A 15,756-nucleotide genomic window follows, 5' to 3' on the forward strand; every position below is an offset into this window, starting at 1 on the left:
AATTCAGCCGAAGTAGGCGGATGCTTGCGAAGAATGTTTCCTTCGGAAACATTGTAGTTGCTCACGTAGTTTTCCCTACGCTCCGCTACTCCATTTCTAGCTTCATCCCATCTTCTCGGTACTGAGAACCGGTCTTTTTGAACACGCACTAAAAGGGAGGGGAAGCGGATGGACAACGTGGAGAATGACGGGCAGGAAGCAGCCCTTCAGTTCAGATTCATGACTCTGGATGATATTCCCGATGTAATGATTATTGAACATGAGGCCTTCACCCTGCCCTGGACGGAAGAAGCGTTTCAGAATGAATTGACACACAATCATTTTGCTAAATATATGGTCATGGAACTGGAAGGAACAGCAATTGGCTATGCTGGCATGTGGACGATCATGGATGAAGCCCACATTACCAATATTGCAGTCAGGGAAGCTTATCGTGGGCGCAAGCTCGGCGAGAAGCTGTTGGACGAATTGATGAGAACGGCGGCTTATCTCGGGATGGAACGAATGACGCTGGAAGTCCGGGTTTCGAATCGAATTGCCCAGAGCTTGTATCAGAAAAAAGGGTTTGAATCGGCAGGTCTTCGCAAAGGATACTACTCCGACAATGGGGAGGATGCGATGATTATGTGGGCGAATTTGCCGCCTGCGAGCCGGAGCGGCGAAGAGGAAGGAAGCGTAACGGATTCATGAAGGATTTCAATGAAAAGATAAGTTCAGCACCATCTTATATATTGGCTGTGGAGACAAGCTGTGATGAAACGTCCGTAGCGGTAGTCAAGGATGGACGGGAAGTGCTGTCCAATCTGATCTCCAGCCAGATTGAGACGCATAAGGCATTTGGCGGAGTAGTGCCTGAAGTGGCTTCGCGCAAACACGTTGAAGTCATTACATTGATGCTGGAACAGGCTATTGAACAATCCGGCATCCGTCCGCGTGATCTGAGTGCGATTGCCGTCACGCAAGGGCCTGGACTGGTAGGTGCATTGCTGGTCGGCATTGTAGCGGCCAAAACCATGGCTATGGCTCTTGGCAAGCCGCTCATTGGCACACATCATATTGCAGGACATATCTATGCCAACAGACTTACCCAGGAGCTGCAATATCCAGCGATGGCATTGGTGGTTTCGGGTGGTCATACCGAGCTTGTGCATATGGAATCCGAAGGCAAGTTCAAACTGATCGGTCGTACGCGTGACGATGCGGTAGGCGAGGCTTACGACAAAGTGGCACGGGCCCTGGGCTGTCCCTACCCGGGAGGACCGCATGTGGACCGGATGGCTGCTGAAGCAGAGCAGGCGGTACCTTTGCCGCGTGTCTGGCTTGAAGCAGATTCGTATGATTTCAGTCTTAGCGGTCTGAAGTCGGCTGTACTGAATGTTCTGAATCAAGCCAAAATGCGCGGAGAAACGCTTGAACCATCTGCTGTGGCGCGGGGCTTCCAGGAAGCGGTCGTCGAAGTGCTGGTAGAGAAGGCAGTGCGGGCTGTTCATGAGTATGGATCGCGTCAATTGTTGTTATGCGGTGGCGTTGCAGCAAATCGGGGTTTGCGTTCAGCTTTGCAGGAGCGTTGTGCGAAGGAAGGGCTTGAATTGCTGATCCCGCCGATGGAGTATTGTACCGACAATGCTGCGATGATTGGAGCTGCGGCGTACTTGAAATGGCAGCGGGGAGAAATCTCGGAATTCGATGCCAAAGCAGATCCTGGACTTTCACTTGAGGCATGGTCTGTTCAATCGCTATAGAATGATTCATACACATTAAGACTTGACAGCCAGATGTGAAGAATGTATATTAGTTACAAATTTAAACAGGAATTCAGATTCCTGATTGTAAACGCGATGAACAGGAACAGTAGGGTAATTCCCGGTCTTAGAGAGCTGCGGGGTGGTGCAACGCAGTCGAAGGAAACCTGAAACTCACCTGGAAGCGGAACGATGGAACACGGTAACTCCCCGGGAGAAGCCGAAGGCCGATGATGGCCCAAAGTACATGGTTACGGGTTGCCTCCGTGAATGGGCCGTTGTTGATGGAATACGGATGACATATCGGTAGGAAATCAACGATAACTGAGGGGGCTTTTGTCACTTGGGGCGATGATAACGGTATGGACGCATACAGGATCAGCTCAAAGGAAACGAAAGTCAACAAGAGTGGTACCGCGAAGGTGAACAGCCTGTCGTCTCTTGCAATATTGCAGGAGATGGCAGGCTTTTTTGATTTTCAAAATAGTATTGGTTATCAATCCGCTGTTGTATTGGTTATGGGTCAGTTGTTATATACGATAAATGTAATGAACGGGAGCAGTAAAATGACAAAGCGCTCAGAGAGCTGCGGGGTGGTGCGACGCAGTGGCTGATATCATTTGAATCTCGCCCGGGAACAGAGCTGTGGAAGCATGAGGGACGATGTTTCGTCCATTTGTCCTTGCGGACGAAAGGGTCATGCGTTACACAGTAACGGCTAACCTCCGTTACAGGGTGTTTCTCCAGCTGGAGAAGTGTTGTAGGTGCGGTTGTACGCAGCAGCAATGCTTATGGCTGGAGACGACGAGGTGGATGGTCTCTGGCGCAAGCCTGGATCATCAAGCAAGAGTGGTACCGCGGAGGGATAATAACCCGCCGTCTCTTAGATGAGATGGCGGGTTATTTGTGTTTGCTGCCGGCAGCAGGGTGGGTGATAGGCATGAATAATCTGCATGAGAAGAACTGAGAGAGTGTAAGTCGACGTACACTCTTGTATGTCCGAAATAAGTTCATGAATAAGGACTAGAGTAATGTCCGAGTTGTGAGCGGTTAACGTAGCGAGCCTGGATATTCGATCAAACACAACGATGAACAAAAACATACGAAAACATGTCATGTGAACAGCAAGGTTCTGGCCTGGTTCCAACGCAATGAACATTTTATAAATTTGATGGAGGTTGAAGGATATGACAACGAACAATAATAAACGCATGATCGAGATTTTTGATACAACACTGCGTGATGGAGAACAGGCACCGGGAGCAAGTTTGCAGCCTGAGCAAAAAATTGAACTGGCACACCAATTGGCTTCTCTGGGCATTGACGTCATCGAGCCTGGATTCCCGATCTCAAGTCCGGGTGAGTTTGCGGCGGTTCAGGCGATTTCCAGACAACTGCAAAACGTTGAGATTTGCGGTTTCGCGCGTGCGGTCAAGGGGGATATTGATGCAGCTGTTCGAGCAACGGCTGACGCAGCACGCCGCCGAATTCACCTGTTTATCTCCTCTTCGGATATCCATATTGAGCATCAGCTGCGCCGTCCGCGCAGCGAAGTCGTGGCTACCGCTCGGGAGATGGTATCTTATGCGCGTCAGTTCACAGATATTGTGGAATTCACCGCCATGGATGCGGCTCGTACGAAGATGGATGATCTGATTGAAATGGTTGAAGTGGCCATTGAAGCAGGAGCGAGTGTTATCAATTTGCCGGATACGGTCGGGTACGCGCTGCCGCATGAATATGGAGAGATGTTCCGCCGGGTACGTGAAGGTGCAAGAGGTGGAGACAAGGTTCGTTACAGCGCACACTGTCATAATGACTTGGGGCTTGCCGTTGCTAACAGTCTGGCTGCGATTGCGAACGGTGCTTCCCAGATTGAAGTAACCATTAACGGTGTAGGAGAACGGACGGGCAACTGTGCATTGGAAGAGCTGATTATGGCTTTGGAGACACGTGGAGACGCTATTGGTGCAACCACGAACATCAAACTGAACCAGATGTATGAGACATCGCGTCAGATTAGCCGTGCAATGCATTTCCCGATTGCCTACAACAAACCGGTGGTAGGACGAAATGCCTTCCAGCATGAGTCCGGTATTCATCAGGATGGTCTGCTCAAGAACAGGAATACGTATGAAATTATGGACCCGGAAGCGCTGGGTATTCCGCGCAGCATGATTATTCTGGGCAAACACTCCGGTCGTCACGCTTTGAAAGACCGGGTTCGTAAATATGGTTTTGAACCGGATGAGCAGCAAATGGAACAACTGTATGAGGTATTTAAAGAAACAGCCGACCAACAGAAAGTGGTTAGTGATGATCAGTTATTGCAGATGGTTAGCCAGACCATGAATATTCCTGCTCAAGATTATGAGCTGGTTGAATTGCAGGTAACAGCAGGCAGCATGACCGATCGAATGGCAGCCGTTCGCATTCGAACCAGCGCAGGAGAGCAATCCTACTCTGCCGTTGGCGGTGGTCCGGTAGATGCAACCATCCGTGCGATTGGGCAGAGTATTTCAGATGATATTACGTTTGTGGATATGGAGATGCACGCCTTGAGCGGAGGAGAGGCTGCGAGTGCAGAAGCTGCGGTAACCGTGGAACGGGCAGGACGTGAATTCAGAGGAACCGCTACGCACAATGATATCGTCATGGCTGCTGGTCTGGCGTATGTAGCCGCTTGTAATGCTGCTGGATTGAAGGCAGAATCTTCTGAGAGTGATGAGCCTGTGCACGCATAAATAGCAATTAGCCTTTTAGAGAATTTTTGATGCTAACAAAGAAGAGCAAAGCAGGCCTTGAATGAAAGAGGTCTGCTTTTGTCCTTTTATAGGAGATCACATACGAAGAGGGGGGGCGATTTGTCAAGATGTGATTATAGTTATCCACATATTCAGGATAATTTGTGGGTAACTCTGTCAAACCCAAACCAGTAATGTTTTCGGAAATAAAGGTTTTAGGGGATAGAGATCCCCCTTTATATCCACAAAGATGTGGATAACGTGGATAACTTGGTGGATAAATATGGTTTTTGTGCAGAAAAAGCTATTCTACCGCCGTATAATTAACTAAATTAAGTTGATTGCTATATTGCTTTCTTGTGGATAAGATGGAGGGTAATCAACAGAAAAATATGTCCCGTAGTTCGAGTGAATTTGACAAATATGAAAACCCTCTTGTCAAAACCCTATAGTTATAATTAACAAAAAAGCTGATTCCGTCAAGGAATCAGCTTTTTGTTTGCTATTTGTTCCACGCAGCAGGACAGCAGGGAAATGGACTGAAAGGGCCAGCTTATTCCAAAGCTAATTCTTCCCACTCTTCATAAGCCTTGGCAAGTTGAAGCTTGTGACTCTCCGCTTGTTCCTGTAGCTCTTGCAGCTTCATGTAATCCTGATATATTTCAGGCAGGGCCATCTGTGCCTCAAGCTCCGTAATCTCCGTTTCCAGCTCCGCAATCTGTTGTTCCAGAGCTTCCTGCTTGCGCTGGCGGTTTCGTTCTTCCCGCTTGGCCTGCTTGTCAGCTTCGAATGAAGCGGCTCCGGATTTTTCGGTTGCAGACAGGCCTGGATCCGATTTCGCAGAGTTTTTGGAGGAGGCAAGGCGTGCTTCAGCAGCTTCGCGTGCAATGTCCTCAAGCTCCTGTTTCTTCTCTACATAATCATCATAGTTGCCGAGGTAGTGTTCTGTTCCACCTGGATGAAGCTCAACAATACGCTCAGCCATTTTGTTAAGGAAATACCGGTCATGGGAGATGAACAGCAATGTGCCTTCATAGTCCATCAGTGCGGCTTCAAGCACTTCTTTGGCGAACAGATCAAGATGGTTCGTAGGTTCATCCAGAATGAGCATGTTGGCTTCCATGAGCATGAGCTTGGAGAGAGACACACGAGCTTTTTCTCCACCGCTGAGCGAGGAGATTTTTTTGAGTACATCATCTCCACTGAACAGGAAGTTGCCAAGCACCGTACGAATCCGCGCTTCCTCCATGCCTGGATATGCACCCCACAGCTCTTCCAACACGGTATTGGAAGGATTAAGTCCCGTCTGTTCCTGATCATAATAGCCAATCTGCACCTTGGTACCCCATTGGATCTCACCGCTTACAGGACGCAAACTTCCGGTGAGGCATTTCAGCAAGGTGGATTTGCCAATACCGTTCGGACCGATCAAAGCAACCGTTTCCCCGCGTCTAAGATCAAAAGATACATTGCGGAACAGCGGCGAGGCCTCATCGTAAGCCACGGATAGCTGTTCCACACGGAGCACTTCCTTGCCGGACATGACAGCCGTTTCAAAAGAGAAGTGGGCTTTCTTCAGATCTCCCATAGGTTTGTCCAGCCGTTCCATCTTATCGAGCGCCTTGCGGCGGCTCTGTGCCCGTTTGGTCGTTGAAGCACGGACGATATTCTTCTGAACAAATTCCTCCATCTTGGAGATTTCATCCTGCTGTTTCTCATATTGCTTCATCTGGCTTTCATACTCGGCAGCTTTAAGCTCCATGTACCGACTGTAATTGCCCGTATATTTTTTCGAGCGATGCCGTTCAATCTCCACGATGGTTGTAACAAGCCGATCAAGAAAATACCGGTCATGGGATACAACGAGCAGTGCGCCAGAATAACCTCTCAGATAATCCTCAAGCCACGTTAAGGTGGCGATATCGAGATAGTTGGTAGGCTCGTCCAGCATGAGCAGGTCAGGGGCCTGGAGCAAAATTCGAGCGAGCGCAAGGCGGGTCTTTTGACCTCCGCTCAGTGTGGCAATCCGGGTATCCGGTGAGAATTCCCCGAATCCCATCCCGTGCAGCACGCTGCGAATGCGGGTTTCCATCTCATAACCGCCATGATCCTTGAACCAGTCCGAGCGTTTGGCATAACGCTCAAGCAGATCTGCATATTTTTTCTCGTCTTCCATCTGGGCAGGGTCAGCAATATCCTGTTCCATCTGACGCAAATCTGCTTCAGCCTGGGTCAGATGAGCGAATACATTCATCATTTCATCCCATATGGAGCGGTCCGATTGCAGTCCGCTGTTCTGGGCAAGGTAACCGAGTGTCGTTTCCTTGGATTTGAAAATCTGCCCGCCATCGTAGGACATTTCCCCTGCCACAATTTTGAGCAACGTGGATTTCCCTGCGCCGTTAACACCGACGAGGCCGATGCGCTCGCGTTCTAATATTTGTAAGTTCACGCCGTCCAGGATCGGATCGACACCAAAACGTTTGATAATTCCGGATACTTGCAGCAGCATAAAATTAAGTTCCTCCATAGGTCCAGTTCGTGATTTGACAACTACATCTCAGTTTACATGAAATACAGAGCAAATGCACCGATTGAGAGTGCCTGGGGCGTGTAGTCTTTTTGGTCAATCAATGATAAACTGAAAGAAGGCATGTTATTACATGAGGATTTTGCAGAAAATGAATCATTTGGCCATTCCAACAAGATGACAACTGGTGCATAACATATAAATTGTTTTTCAATGAGAGCTAGTTTACCTTCCCGATCAACAGGAGGTTATCCAAGGACATGCAGGATCGTACGGGACAGAAAAGCCGCCTTCGTTCCAAGCTCAGGCAAAGCCGTGATCTGATGGATGGAAGCATGCGTCAACAGGTGATGACTGAGATTCAGGTGGTGACGAAGCGGGAGCTGGGGCGCCTTAGGCGAGACAAATGGAAGCTGGAGAACAAACCTCTCGTTCTATTCAGCTATTTGTCTTATGGAAGCGAAGCATCGACGGCCTTTTTGTTTGAAGAGGGCTGGAAGCATGGAGATCTGATGCTCGCTCCGAAAGTGCTGGCCAATCCGGCTCGTATGGAATTACGGCGAGTGAACGGGGAGCAGGATATTGAGCCGGGAATATGGGGTATACCTGAACCCAAGGATTCCTGTGAAGTGCTGCAATCTGAATGCTGGCCGGATATTGATCTTGTCGTAGTACCCGGGCTGGGATATGACCTTCATGGTGGACGCATTGGCTATGGGGGCGGTTATTATGATCGCTTTGCCGAGACACTTGCAGCAACATGTGCAACAACCGGCAAAAGACCATTGATGGCTTCATTCATATTGCCAGGACAACTGCAGGATGAAATTCCGATGGACCCGCTCGATCTGCGGCTTGATCTGTTGTTGACAACCGAAGGTATAGTACATATCGAATAAAAGGTTGTGATGTAATTGAATTCAGAAGCGAGTAATGACCAGGCTTCCAGCGGGAAATTGACCCATTTTAATGAACAGGGACGAGCCCGGATGGTTGATATTTCAGGCAAGGAAAGCACCGTACGCACAGCTGTGGCGGTATCCAAGGTGACGATGAATCCGGCTACGCTGGAAGCCATTCGAGCGGGGCGTATCGGTAAAGGTGACGTTCTGGCTGTGGCACAAATCGCCGGCATTCAGGGCGCCAAGAAAACATCCGACTGGATTCCGATGTGCCATCCGCTGGCGCTGACGGGTGTGGATATCCGGTTTCATGACAACGGTGTGGATGAATTACAGATTGAAGCCACGGTCAAAACCGAAGGGAAAACAGGTGTCGAGATGGAGGCGCTGACGGCGGCCTCGGCTGCGGCACTGACGATCTATGACATGTGCAAAGCCATGCAAAAAGATATGATTATCGGTCCAACCATGCTGAATTCGAAGAGTGGTGGCAAAAACGGCGATTTTAGCCGATGAGGGTTATTTATTTTTTCATAGAGGAGAAGGGTGATCTTTATGGTGTGGAGAACAGCAATCCTGACAGCCAGCGACAAAGGGGCCCGAGGAGAACGTGAGGATACGAGTGCCCAAGTGATCCGGGAGCTTGTGGAAGAAGAACTGGGTGGGGAAATCGTGGAGTACCGCATCGTTCCGGATGAACCCGATGAGATTATTGCGGCTTTGATTGAGATGACAGATTATTTTCACGCTGATTTGGTATTGACTACAGGCGGTACGGAGCTTGCGATTCGTGATATTACTCCGGAAGCGACCCGGCGGGTTATTGAACGGGAAGTTCCAGGTATGGCTGAAGCCATGAGATACAGTGTCATGGGCAAGAATCGTTCTGCGATGCTATTCCGTGGCGTATGCGGCATTCGTGGACGTACATTGATTGTCAATTTGCCAGGTACACCGAAGGGTGTGCATGAACATCTGGCGGCGATTATGGACCAGCTTCCGGAAGCATTGCTGATGGTTACGGGTCAATTCAAGCAGTAGGACCAATACCGGAATTACATGTCTTTTTGTGAATATTACGGGTTATGTAAGTGGTTACATCTATGGTATGATGGGCTTAATTCTAAAAAGTACAGTAGCTGTATCGTTCAAGGTTGCGGGTGCAGGTTCGCAGCTTCTAGTAGGGTTGAGACAAGGAGGAGGATAACTATGGGATTTGGTGGTATTGGACCAACGGGGATCATATTGCTAGTCATTGTCGCTTTGCTATTGTTTGGACCGAACAAGCTGCCTGAACTGGGGCGTGCAGTCGGACGAACTTTCCGTGAATTCAAGGAAGGTGCACGAGACATTATCTCTGATGATGATTCCAAACGCAAGGGGCAGGAAAAGGCGAAGCCGCTGGCATCGGAGAGCACAGCTGCAGACAAGCCTGCTGATAAGCGCCTGCCGGAATAATCTGTACGGCAACGAAAGAGAAATCCCTTCCTGCCGGAAGGGTTTTGTATTTTAAGCTGGCAATACTGGGGGGCAGGCATGACGCAGCAAAATGAAGAAATGACGATTACGGAACATCTAAGCGAGCTGCGAAAGCGGCTGATCTACGTATTAAGCATTTTTGTGCTGGGTCTGGTTGCAGGTTTTTTCGTAGCGGACCCGGTATATCGCTATCTGACGAAGGCCGAGTCAGCACAGGGTTTTGTGCTGCACGCCTTTTCGTTCTGGGACGGGATTGGCATCTACATGAAGATTGCCGGTCTGTTTTCACTGATTATTACGCTGCCATTTACAGTGTTTCAGATCTGGAAGTTTGTTAGTCCCGGATTGCGACCGCGCGAGCGGAAAGCATCACTGAAGTATGTACCCTATGTTTTCCTGTTATTTCTTATTGGAGTGGCATTCTCGTATTACGTTGTCTTTCCAATGGCCCTTGCCTTCACTACGGCAATTACGGAGAAAATGGGGCTTGTGGAGACGTACGGAATGAAGCAATATTTCAGTTTCCTGTTTGGGATTGTGTTGCCCGTATCCCTATTATTTGAACTTCCTTTGCTTATTATGTTTCTAACAGGACTTCGGATTTTGAATCCGATTCGGCTTCGCAAAATGCGGAGAGTTGCTTATTTTGTCCTGATTATTATTTCTGTGGTCATTACACCTCCAGATTTTATATCGGATATTCTGGTGATGATTCCCCTGCTCCTGTTATATGAAATTAGTGTGTTTCTATCTGCAATCGTATACCGCAAGCAGCACGCGGCAGACGCAGAGATCGAATCTCGCTACGTTCGTGCTGAAGATGAGAAGCATGCGGGTTAGAGAATTAAATGCCATATTGAATATTCCTGGATAAAGGACTGCTGCTGGAATAGGATACATGGCAATATGCCCGGAGAAGACGATCTGTTCTGCTCCGGGTTATTTCTGTAGATTTCCATAGACGCAACAGGACAAGCAGGCATATTCTAATCAACAATGGATACAATGGAAGAAGGACTGCCTGGGAACGTTGCAGGAGGACGAGTGGATTCCGTAGAATAAGATTAGCATAAGACCACAAATATGCTGGCAAAATGAGTGCTGTTTGGCTGAGTTGGTGTAAATCTGATGTAAAATCTCGCAAGAATTCATCAAAAGGACTTGAAATCATGCTTCAAGTTGAGTATCATAAAGTTGGTTGTTAGCACTGAACACTGTCGAGTGCTAATACATATGGCTACAACCCACGATGCAACGTTATATAATTTCAAAAGGAGGCTATTTTTCATGATCAGACCTTTAGGTGAACGCGTATTGGTAGAACCACTGGAGCAAGAACAAACCACTTCTTTCGGGATCGTACTTCCGGACTCCGCCAAAGAAAAACCGCAAGAGGGTAAAATTATTGCAGTTGGTGCTGGAGTATTGAAAGACGGAGTACGTGCAGCTCTGGAAGTGAAAGAAGGAGATCGTGTTATTTTCTCCAAATATGCCGGTACAGAAATCAAATTCGAAGGTAAAGAATATTTGATTATGAAAGAGAGCGATATTCACGCGATTCTCGACTAATTTCAAATTTAATCGGTTAACCGAACCATATAGCAACACCATTTTAGACCAAAAACTAGGGAGGTTTTCTTAACATGGCTAAAGACATTAAATTCAGTGAAGACGCTCGTCGCTCCATGCTTCGTGGTGTGGATGCATTGGCTAACGCAGTAAAAGTAACACTCGGTCCTAAAGGCCGTAACGTGGTTCTGGAGAAAAAATTCGGAAGCCCGCTGATCACGAATGATGGTGTAACAATTGCTAAAGAAATCGAACTGGAAGATGCATTCGAGAACATGGGTGCACAACTGGTTAAAGAAGTAGCAACCAAAACGAACGATGTTGCCGGTGACGGTACAACAACTGCAACTGTACTCGCTCAAGCGCTGATCACAGAAGGCTTGAAAAACGTAACTGCAGGCGCTAGCCCAATCGGTATCCGTAAAGGGATCGACAAAGCGGTTAAAGCTGCTGTAGCTGAACTGCAAGCAATCTCCAAACCGATCGAAACTAAACAATCCATCGCACAAGTTGCAGCGATTTCTGCAGCTGACGAAGAAGTAGGCGAACTGATCGCTGAAGCTATGGAAAAAGTGGGTAAAGACGGCGTAATCACGGTTGAAGAATCCCGTGGATTCGCTACAGAGTTGGAAGTGGTTGAAGGTATGCAATTCGACCGTGGATACATCTCTCCTTACATGATCACAGATACGGACAAAATGGAAGCTGTTTTGGACAATCCGTACATCTTGATCACAGACAAAAAAATCTCCAGCACGCAAGACATCTTGCCATTGCTTGAGAAAATCGTTCAACAAGGCAAGCCGCTGGTATTGATCGCTGAAGATATCGAAGGCGAAGCATTGGCTATGCTGGTTGTGAACAAATTGCGTGGTACATTCAATGCTGTAGCTGTTAAAGCTCCAGGATTCGGTGACCGTCGTAAAGCAATGCTGCAAGACATCGCTGCCCTCACTGGCGGCCAATTGATCACGGAAGAACTGGGTCTGGACCTAAAATCCGCTGTTGTGGAACAACTGGGTACAGCTCGCCAAATCCGTGTAACGAAAGAAAACACAATCATCGTTGACGGTGCTGGCAACAAATCCGATATCGATGCACGTGTTAGCCAAATCCGTACACAACTGGAAGAAACAACTTCCGAGTTCGACAAAGAGAAACTGCAAGAGCGTCTGGCTAAATTGTCCGGTGGCGTAGCAGTAATCAAAGTCGGTGCGGCTACTGAAACAGAATTGAAAGAACGCAAACTGCGCATCGAAGATGCCCTGAACGCAACTCGCGCTGCGGTTGAAGAAGGTATCGTATCCGGTGGTGGTACAGCGCTTATGAACGTATACAACGCGGTTGCAGGTGTAGCCCTGTCCGGTGACGAGCAAACGGGCGTAAACATCGTCCTGCGCGCTCTGGAAGCACCAATCCGTACAATCGCAGCTAATGCTGGCGAAGAAGGTTCCGTCATCGTGGAACGTCTGAAAAAAGAACAAACAGGCGTGGGCTTCAACGCTGCGACTGGCGAGTGGGTTAACATGATCGAAGCAGGTATCGTTGACCCTGCGAAAGTAACACGTTATGCATTGCAAAACGCTGCTTCTGTAGCGGCAATGTTCCTGACTACCGAAGCGGTTATCGCTGACAAACCAGAACCTGCAGGTGCTGGTGGCGGAATGCCTGACATGGGCGGCATGGGTGGAATGGGCGGCATGATGTAAGTAAAGGTGTAAAAACCTTTGTAATGCAAATAGATTAAAGGCTCCCGAGAGGGAGCTTTTTTTCATTTCCGTCACGGTGTGACCAGCAATACACTTCTTAATAATCTGATCAAGGACTGGGGGTTATGAATATCCTGAGATTGGAACCTTGTATCTATTATTTTCGTATGTACCTTGATACATAGAGGAATTAGTATAATAGTCTGAGGAGGGGATGAATTGAGAAAGAGTACAAAGTGGGTATTATGGATTCTGGGCTTGATGCTTGGTGCAATTTTTATCAATTTTCACATGAATCTATATAGCTTCGCTTATGCGCTAATTACCGTGCTTTTACTTGCCTTTATGGGATGGGGATTCTTAGCAAAATTAAAGAACGACGTACGTCAGCATGAAGACCATCATAGAAGAGAGCACCAATCTGCGATCGATGACATCGATCGATACACAAGGTAATAACTAATACCATAAATAGCATCCAAGATATGTTACAAGCAACTTGCTGAAATATTAAAGGCTCCCATGTGGGAGTCTTTTTAATCTTGATCATGAAAGAAATGATGATGTTTTCATCTATTGCCAAATAGATAGTTGTTAAGTAAAATAAACATATGAATGGATGTTCATATATTAATATATGTTTTGGGGATGATACATATGTACGATGTATTGGTTATAGGAGCTGGGCAAGCAGGCTTGGCAACGGGTTACTATCTTCAACAGTCGGGGTTAACCTTTTTAATCGTTGATGCTGCCTCATCTGTGGGGGAATCTTGGCGTAAACGGTACGATTCCTTGAAACTATTTACCCCACGAATGTACGATGGATTACCCGGGTTACCTCTTAGTGGGGATAAAAATGGTCTGCCAAGCAAAGATGAAATTGCAGATTATTTTGAGAGCTACGCTAAACAAATGGATTTTCCTATAAAGTTAAACTGTTTAATCACCCGTCTCTGGAAGCGAGATGAGGTGTACTATGCTGAAGCTAATGAGGGAGTGATTGAAGCGCGCAATATTATCGTTGCTACAGGACCTTTCCAGACCAAGAGTGTTCCTCATTTTGCGAAGTCATTATCCGAGAATGTGATTCAACTTCATTCATCAGAGTATAAAAACCTCTCTCAATTGCTTCCTGGAACAACAGTAGTCGTAGGCGGAGGGAATTCAGGTGCCCAAATCGCCGTAGAACTAGCAAAAGATGATAAACAAGCAGTTTACATATCCATAGCTCGAAATATAACATTTAGGCCTTTGCATATCATGAAACGCAGTATATTCTGGTATTTTGAAAAGTTTGGAGTATTACGTGCAAGTGCAGATCGTATGGTCGGAAAGTGGTTACGAAATCAGCCTGAGTACGTATATGGCTATGAGTTAAAAGAGTTGATGATCCAAGGAAAAGTTAATATGCTTCCACGTGCTATAAATGCAATAGATAACCGCATCCTGTGTGAGGATAGTAGTGGGACACCAATAGACAATATTATCTGGGCTACTGGGTTTAAAAGAAATGATGGTTGGATCGATATCGATACTGCTTTTAATTCTCAAGGTATACTTATACATAAGAGAGGGGTATCACCGGTTGCTGGACTGTACTTTGTAGGACTGTCTTGGCAAACATCACGAGGTTCAGCGCTATTAGGGTGGGTTAAATACGATGCTCAGAAGATCATTAACCATCTGATTCAAAGGTAAGACACATAATGCTAGAGCAGACGTTAGGGATGATTAGCGAATATCATAATCCCAAAAGGAGGGATTTTATGAAATTATATTTAAACTGCCATGGATTCTTTGTACTATAGTACTTTTATCTATCAGAATGTCGGGAACGATTACTGATGCGGAGAAAACCAAAGACCCGATAACCTTTAAGATGAGTTGGAACAATCAAAGTGAAATTGTAAATTTTGAATAACTCTTCGCAGTGTGGAGGTGGTTTTTTTTGGATATGTGGCAACTATTAATCGCGTGGATTTGCATTATTTGTTTAATGATCACTTTCAAAGATAAAATCAGTAAATGGATACTGTACCTTGTATCGCTTTTTTGTATAGTGATCACTTTGATTTTTGGGTTTATCCATCAATAATACATATCAGACGTTGAGCCGATCCGTAATGGAGCGGCCTTTTTCACGCAATTGCAACGTACTTCGTTACGATATTCCAAAAGTAAAGGTGCGACTATCTTGAATGATAAAGCGATATTCCAATCCATTCCGAACCGTTGCCCCTTCAAAATCGGTCTGATTCACATCGCGATCTAATAAACCGATATCCTGTATGATGTCTTGCGCATCATTATAGGTGTAATCGCTATTGGTTGTAAGAATGAGTGTGGCAATAGCGGTTAAAAGGGTTCCGTCGGTTGGTTCGCTGACATCACCAGTCCCGTATAACCTGACTCCTTGTACTCTTTGATCTGAATCCAACACACCAATCATACGTAAATCATCACTAAAGACATACTCGAAAGTTCTTGTGTTATCTTCTGAGGACTCTTTCACGTTCAGATGGGTCATACCTAAACCATTTAATCGGTATTTACCTACAATTGAATTGAACTTGTTCTTGAACTCCTCCGTTGTCATGTTGAAGCCAGGGTGTTCTGTCTGAGTTGTCCCGTTATGGACAGTCTTATCCGTCAAAGATATCTTACCGTAAACCCCGATACAACCAATTACAAGACATATCCCCGTTAGAATAACATGCCTATTTGTGTTTCCATTTTGTTTCCTTGCGGAAAGGACCGTCAAAACAAGAAATACGAATGATGCAATGAATGCAATTAAGAACAGGGTTATAAATAGAAATTGCAAAATCTCACCTCATGCTCATTATAATATGCCTCCCTATATATGTCCTAATTTGAGCGGTGAAGTGCATGCTTCTTTGGGAAATATTCTGCTTCTTCAAGCCGCGGCGATGACTGCATTTTTCTTGAATAATGTTTGGATTGTCGGTATGTTTAGAGCGGGTGGAGATAATCTGTTTACGATGAATATGATCTTACTGACAACATGGGTTATTGCATTACCTGCGGTATAAGCGTTATCGCTCTTAGAGTTGCTAT

General features: G+C 46.6%; 15 protein-coding genes and 1 other annotated feature. Of the genes, 13 read left to right on the plus strand and 2 right to left on the minus strand.

The window, feature by feature from the left end; translation table 11 throughout:
• Positions 1 to 168 precede the first annotated feature (168 nt).
• The 3 genes from rimI (at position 169) to JNUCC31_RS21945 (ending at position 4,486) form a co-directional block, all read left to right on the plus strand.
• Positions 169 to 690 carry a ribosomal protein S18-alanine N-acetyltransferase gene (rimI, locus tag JNUCC31_RS21935; RefSeq protein ID WP_192264735.1) on the plus strand — a complete coding sequence of 174 codons (522 nt, stop codon included), beginning with the start codon at positions 169 to 171 and terminating at the stop codon, positions 688 to 690.
• A complete protein-coding gene (gene tsaD / locus JNUCC31_RS21940) occupies positions 687 to 1,742 on the plus strand; it encodes a tRNA (adenosine(37)-N6)-threonylcarbamoyltransferase complex transferase subunit TsaD (protein WP_192273236.1) in 1,056 nt (351 codons plus the stop codon). The genes rimI and tsaD overlap by 4 nt, the downstream gene beginning before the upstream one ends.
• 539 nt (positions 1,743 to 2,281) lie before the next feature.
• Positions 2,282 to 2,629: a binding site (T-box leader), on the plus strand.
• Positions 2,630 to 2,929: 300 nt separating this feature from the next.
• Entirely contained in the window at positions 2,930 to 4,486 is a 1,557-nt protein-coding gene (locus JNUCC31_RS21945) for a 2-isopropylmalate synthase (protein ID WP_192264737.1), read from the plus strand.
• Positions 4,487 to 5,039: 553 nt separating this feature from the next.
• Here the strand turns inward: JNUCC31_RS21945 and JNUCC31_RS21950 are convergent.
• A complete protein-coding gene (locus JNUCC31_RS21950; protein ID WP_192264740.1) occupies positions 5,040 to 6,998 on the minus strand; it encodes an ABC-F family ATP-binding cassette domain-containing protein in 1,959 nt (652 codons plus the stop codon).
• A gap of 278 nt (positions 6,999 to 7,276) precedes the next feature.
• Between JNUCC31_RS21950 and JNUCC31_RS21955 the strand changes: the two genes are divergently transcribed.
• The 9 genes from JNUCC31_RS21955 to JNUCC31_RS21995 all read left to right on the plus strand — a co-directional run bounded on the left by JNUCC31_RS21955 (position 7,277) and on the right by JNUCC31_RS21995 (position 14,376).
• Positions 7,277 to 7,915, plus strand: a complete 639-nt coding sequence (locus JNUCC31_RS21955; protein WP_192264742.1) for a 5-formyltetrahydrofolate cyclo-ligase — start codon at positions 7,277 to 7,279, stop codon at positions 7,913 to 7,915.
• A gap of 15 nt (positions 7,916 to 7,930) precedes the next feature.
• Positions 7,931 to 8,434 (plus strand): cyclic pyranopterin monophosphate synthase MoaC, encoded by a 504-nt coding sequence (gene moaC / locus JNUCC31_RS21960; RefSeq protein WP_228469176.1) that lies wholly within the window; start codon positions 7,931 to 7,933, stop codon positions 8,432 to 8,434.
• 39 nt (positions 8,435 to 8,473) lie between these two features.
• Positions 8,474 to 8,959, plus strand: coding sequence for a MogA/MoaB family molybdenum cofactor biosynthesis protein (locus JNUCC31_RS21965; RefSeq protein ID WP_024630749.1), 486 nt, complete (start codon positions 8,474 to 8,476; stop codon positions 8,957 to 8,959).
• Between the two features lie 168 nt (positions 8,960 to 9,127).
• The gene (gene tatA, locus JNUCC31_RS21970) at positions 9,128 to 9,376 is read left to right on the plus strand and encodes a twin-arginine translocase TatA/TatE family subunit (RefSeq protein ID WP_192264744.1); all 249 of its coding nucleotides are present in this window, start codon (positions 9,128 to 9,130) and stop codon (positions 9,374 to 9,376) included.
• Between the two features lie 78 nt (positions 9,377 to 9,454).
• The gene (gene tatC, locus JNUCC31_RS21975) at positions 9,455 to 10,237 is read left to right on the plus strand and encodes a twin-arginine translocase subunit TatC (RefSeq protein ID WP_192264745.1); all 783 of its coding nucleotides are present in this window, start codon (positions 9,455 to 9,457) and stop codon (positions 10,235 to 10,237) included.
• A gap of 447 nt (positions 10,238 to 10,684) precedes the next feature.
• Entirely contained in the window at positions 10,685 to 10,966 is a 282-nt protein-coding gene (groES, locus tag JNUCC31_RS21980) for a co-chaperone GroES (protein WP_192264746.1), read from the plus strand.
• A gap of 74 nt (positions 10,967 to 11,040) precedes the next feature.
• Complete coding sequence (gene groL, locus JNUCC31_RS21985) at positions 11,041 to 12,675, plus strand: chaperonin GroEL (protein ID WP_192264747.1); 1,635 nt, start codon at positions 11,041 to 11,043, stop codon at positions 12,673 to 12,675.
• 219 nt (positions 12,676 to 12,894) lie between these two features.
• Positions 12,895 to 13,131, plus strand: coding sequence for a hypothetical protein (locus tag JNUCC31_RS21990; RefSeq protein WP_192264748.1), 237 nt, complete (start codon positions 12,895 to 12,897; stop codon positions 13,129 to 13,131).
• A gap of 201 nt (positions 13,132 to 13,332) precedes the next feature.
• Positions 13,333 to 14,376: a flavin-containing monooxygenase gene (locus JNUCC31_RS21995; protein ID WP_192264749.1), complete on the plus strand. Its 1,044-nt coding sequence runs from the start codon at positions 13,333 to 13,335 to the stop codon at positions 14,374 to 14,376.
• A 463-nt stretch (positions 14,377 to 14,839) separates the two neighbouring features.
• Here JNUCC31_RS21995 and JNUCC31_RS22000 read toward each other — a convergent pair whose 3' ends face one another.
• Positions 14,840 to 15,274 carry a hypothetical protein gene (locus JNUCC31_RS22000; protein ID WP_228469177.1) on the minus strand — a complete coding sequence of 145 codons (435 nt, stop codon included), beginning with the start codon at positions 15,272 to 15,274 and terminating at the stop codon, positions 14,840 to 14,842.
• 187 nt (positions 15,275 to 15,461) lie between these two features.
• Between JNUCC31_RS22000 and JNUCC31_RS33475 the strand changes: the two genes are divergently transcribed.
• Positions 15,462 to 15,731, plus strand: a complete 270-nt coding sequence (locus tag JNUCC31_RS33475) for a hypothetical protein (RefSeq protein WP_228469178.1) — start codon at positions 15,462 to 15,464, stop codon at positions 15,729 to 15,731.
• The last annotated feature ends 25 nt before the right edge of the window (positions 15,732 to 15,756 follow it).

Origin of the sequence: Paenibacillus sp. JNUCC-31 (genome assembly GCF_014844075.1) — a bacterium.
GTDB lineage: Bacteria > Bacillota > Bacilli > Paenibacillales > Paenibacillaceae > Paenibacillus.

Bases quoted from the DNA above. Each gene is read 5' to 3' on its own strand.
- JNUCC31_RS21950 (WP_192264740.1), bottom strand. From the start codon at position 6,998: ATGCTGCTGCAAGTATCCGGAATTATCAAACGTTTTGGTGTCGATCCG.
- JNUCC31_RS21955 (WP_192264742.1), top strand. From the start codon at position 7,277: ATGCAGGATCGTACGGGACAGAAAAGCCGCCTTCGTTCCAAGCTCAGG.
- tatA (WP_192264744.1), top strand. From the start codon at position 9,128: ATGGGATTTGGTGGTATTGGACCAACGGGGATCATATTGCTAGTCATT.
- JNUCC31_RS33475 (WP_228469178.1), top strand. From the start codon at position 15,462: ATGAATGCAATTAAGAACAGGGTTATAAATAGAAATTGCAAAATCTCA.
- JNUCC31_RS21995 (WP_192264749.1), top strand. From the start codon at position 13,333: ATGTACGATGTATTGGTTATAGGAGCTGGGCAAGCAGGCTTGGCAACG.
- JNUCC31_RS21945 (WP_192264737.1), top strand. From the start codon at position 2,930: ATGACAACGAACAATAATAAACGCATGATCGAGATTTTTGATACAACA.
- groES (WP_192264746.1), top strand. From the start codon at position 10,685: ATGATCAGACCTTTAGGTGAACGCGTATTGGTAGAACCACTGGAGCAA.
- JNUCC31_RS22000 (WP_228469177.1), bottom strand. From the start codon at position 15,274: ATGACAACGGAGGAGTTCAAGAACAAGTTCAATTCAATTGTAGGTAAA.
- JNUCC31_RS21965 (WP_024630749.1), top strand. From the start codon at position 8,474: ATGGTGTGGAGAACAGCAATCCTGACAGCCAGCGACAAAGGGGCCCGA.
- rimI (WP_192264735.1), top strand. From the start codon at position 169: ATGGACAACGTGGAGAATGACGGGCAGGAAGCAGCCCTTCAGTTCAGA.
- tsaD (WP_192273236.1), top strand. From the start codon at position 687: ATGAAGGATTTCAATGAAAAGATAAGTTCAGCACCATCTTATATATTG.
- groL (WP_192264747.1), top strand. From the start codon at position 11,041: ATGGCTAAAGACATTAAATTCAGTGAAGACGCTCGTCGCTCCATGCTT.
- tatC (WP_192264745.1), top strand. From the start codon at position 9,455: ATGACGCAGCAAAATGAAGAAATGACGATTACGGAACATCTAAGCGAG.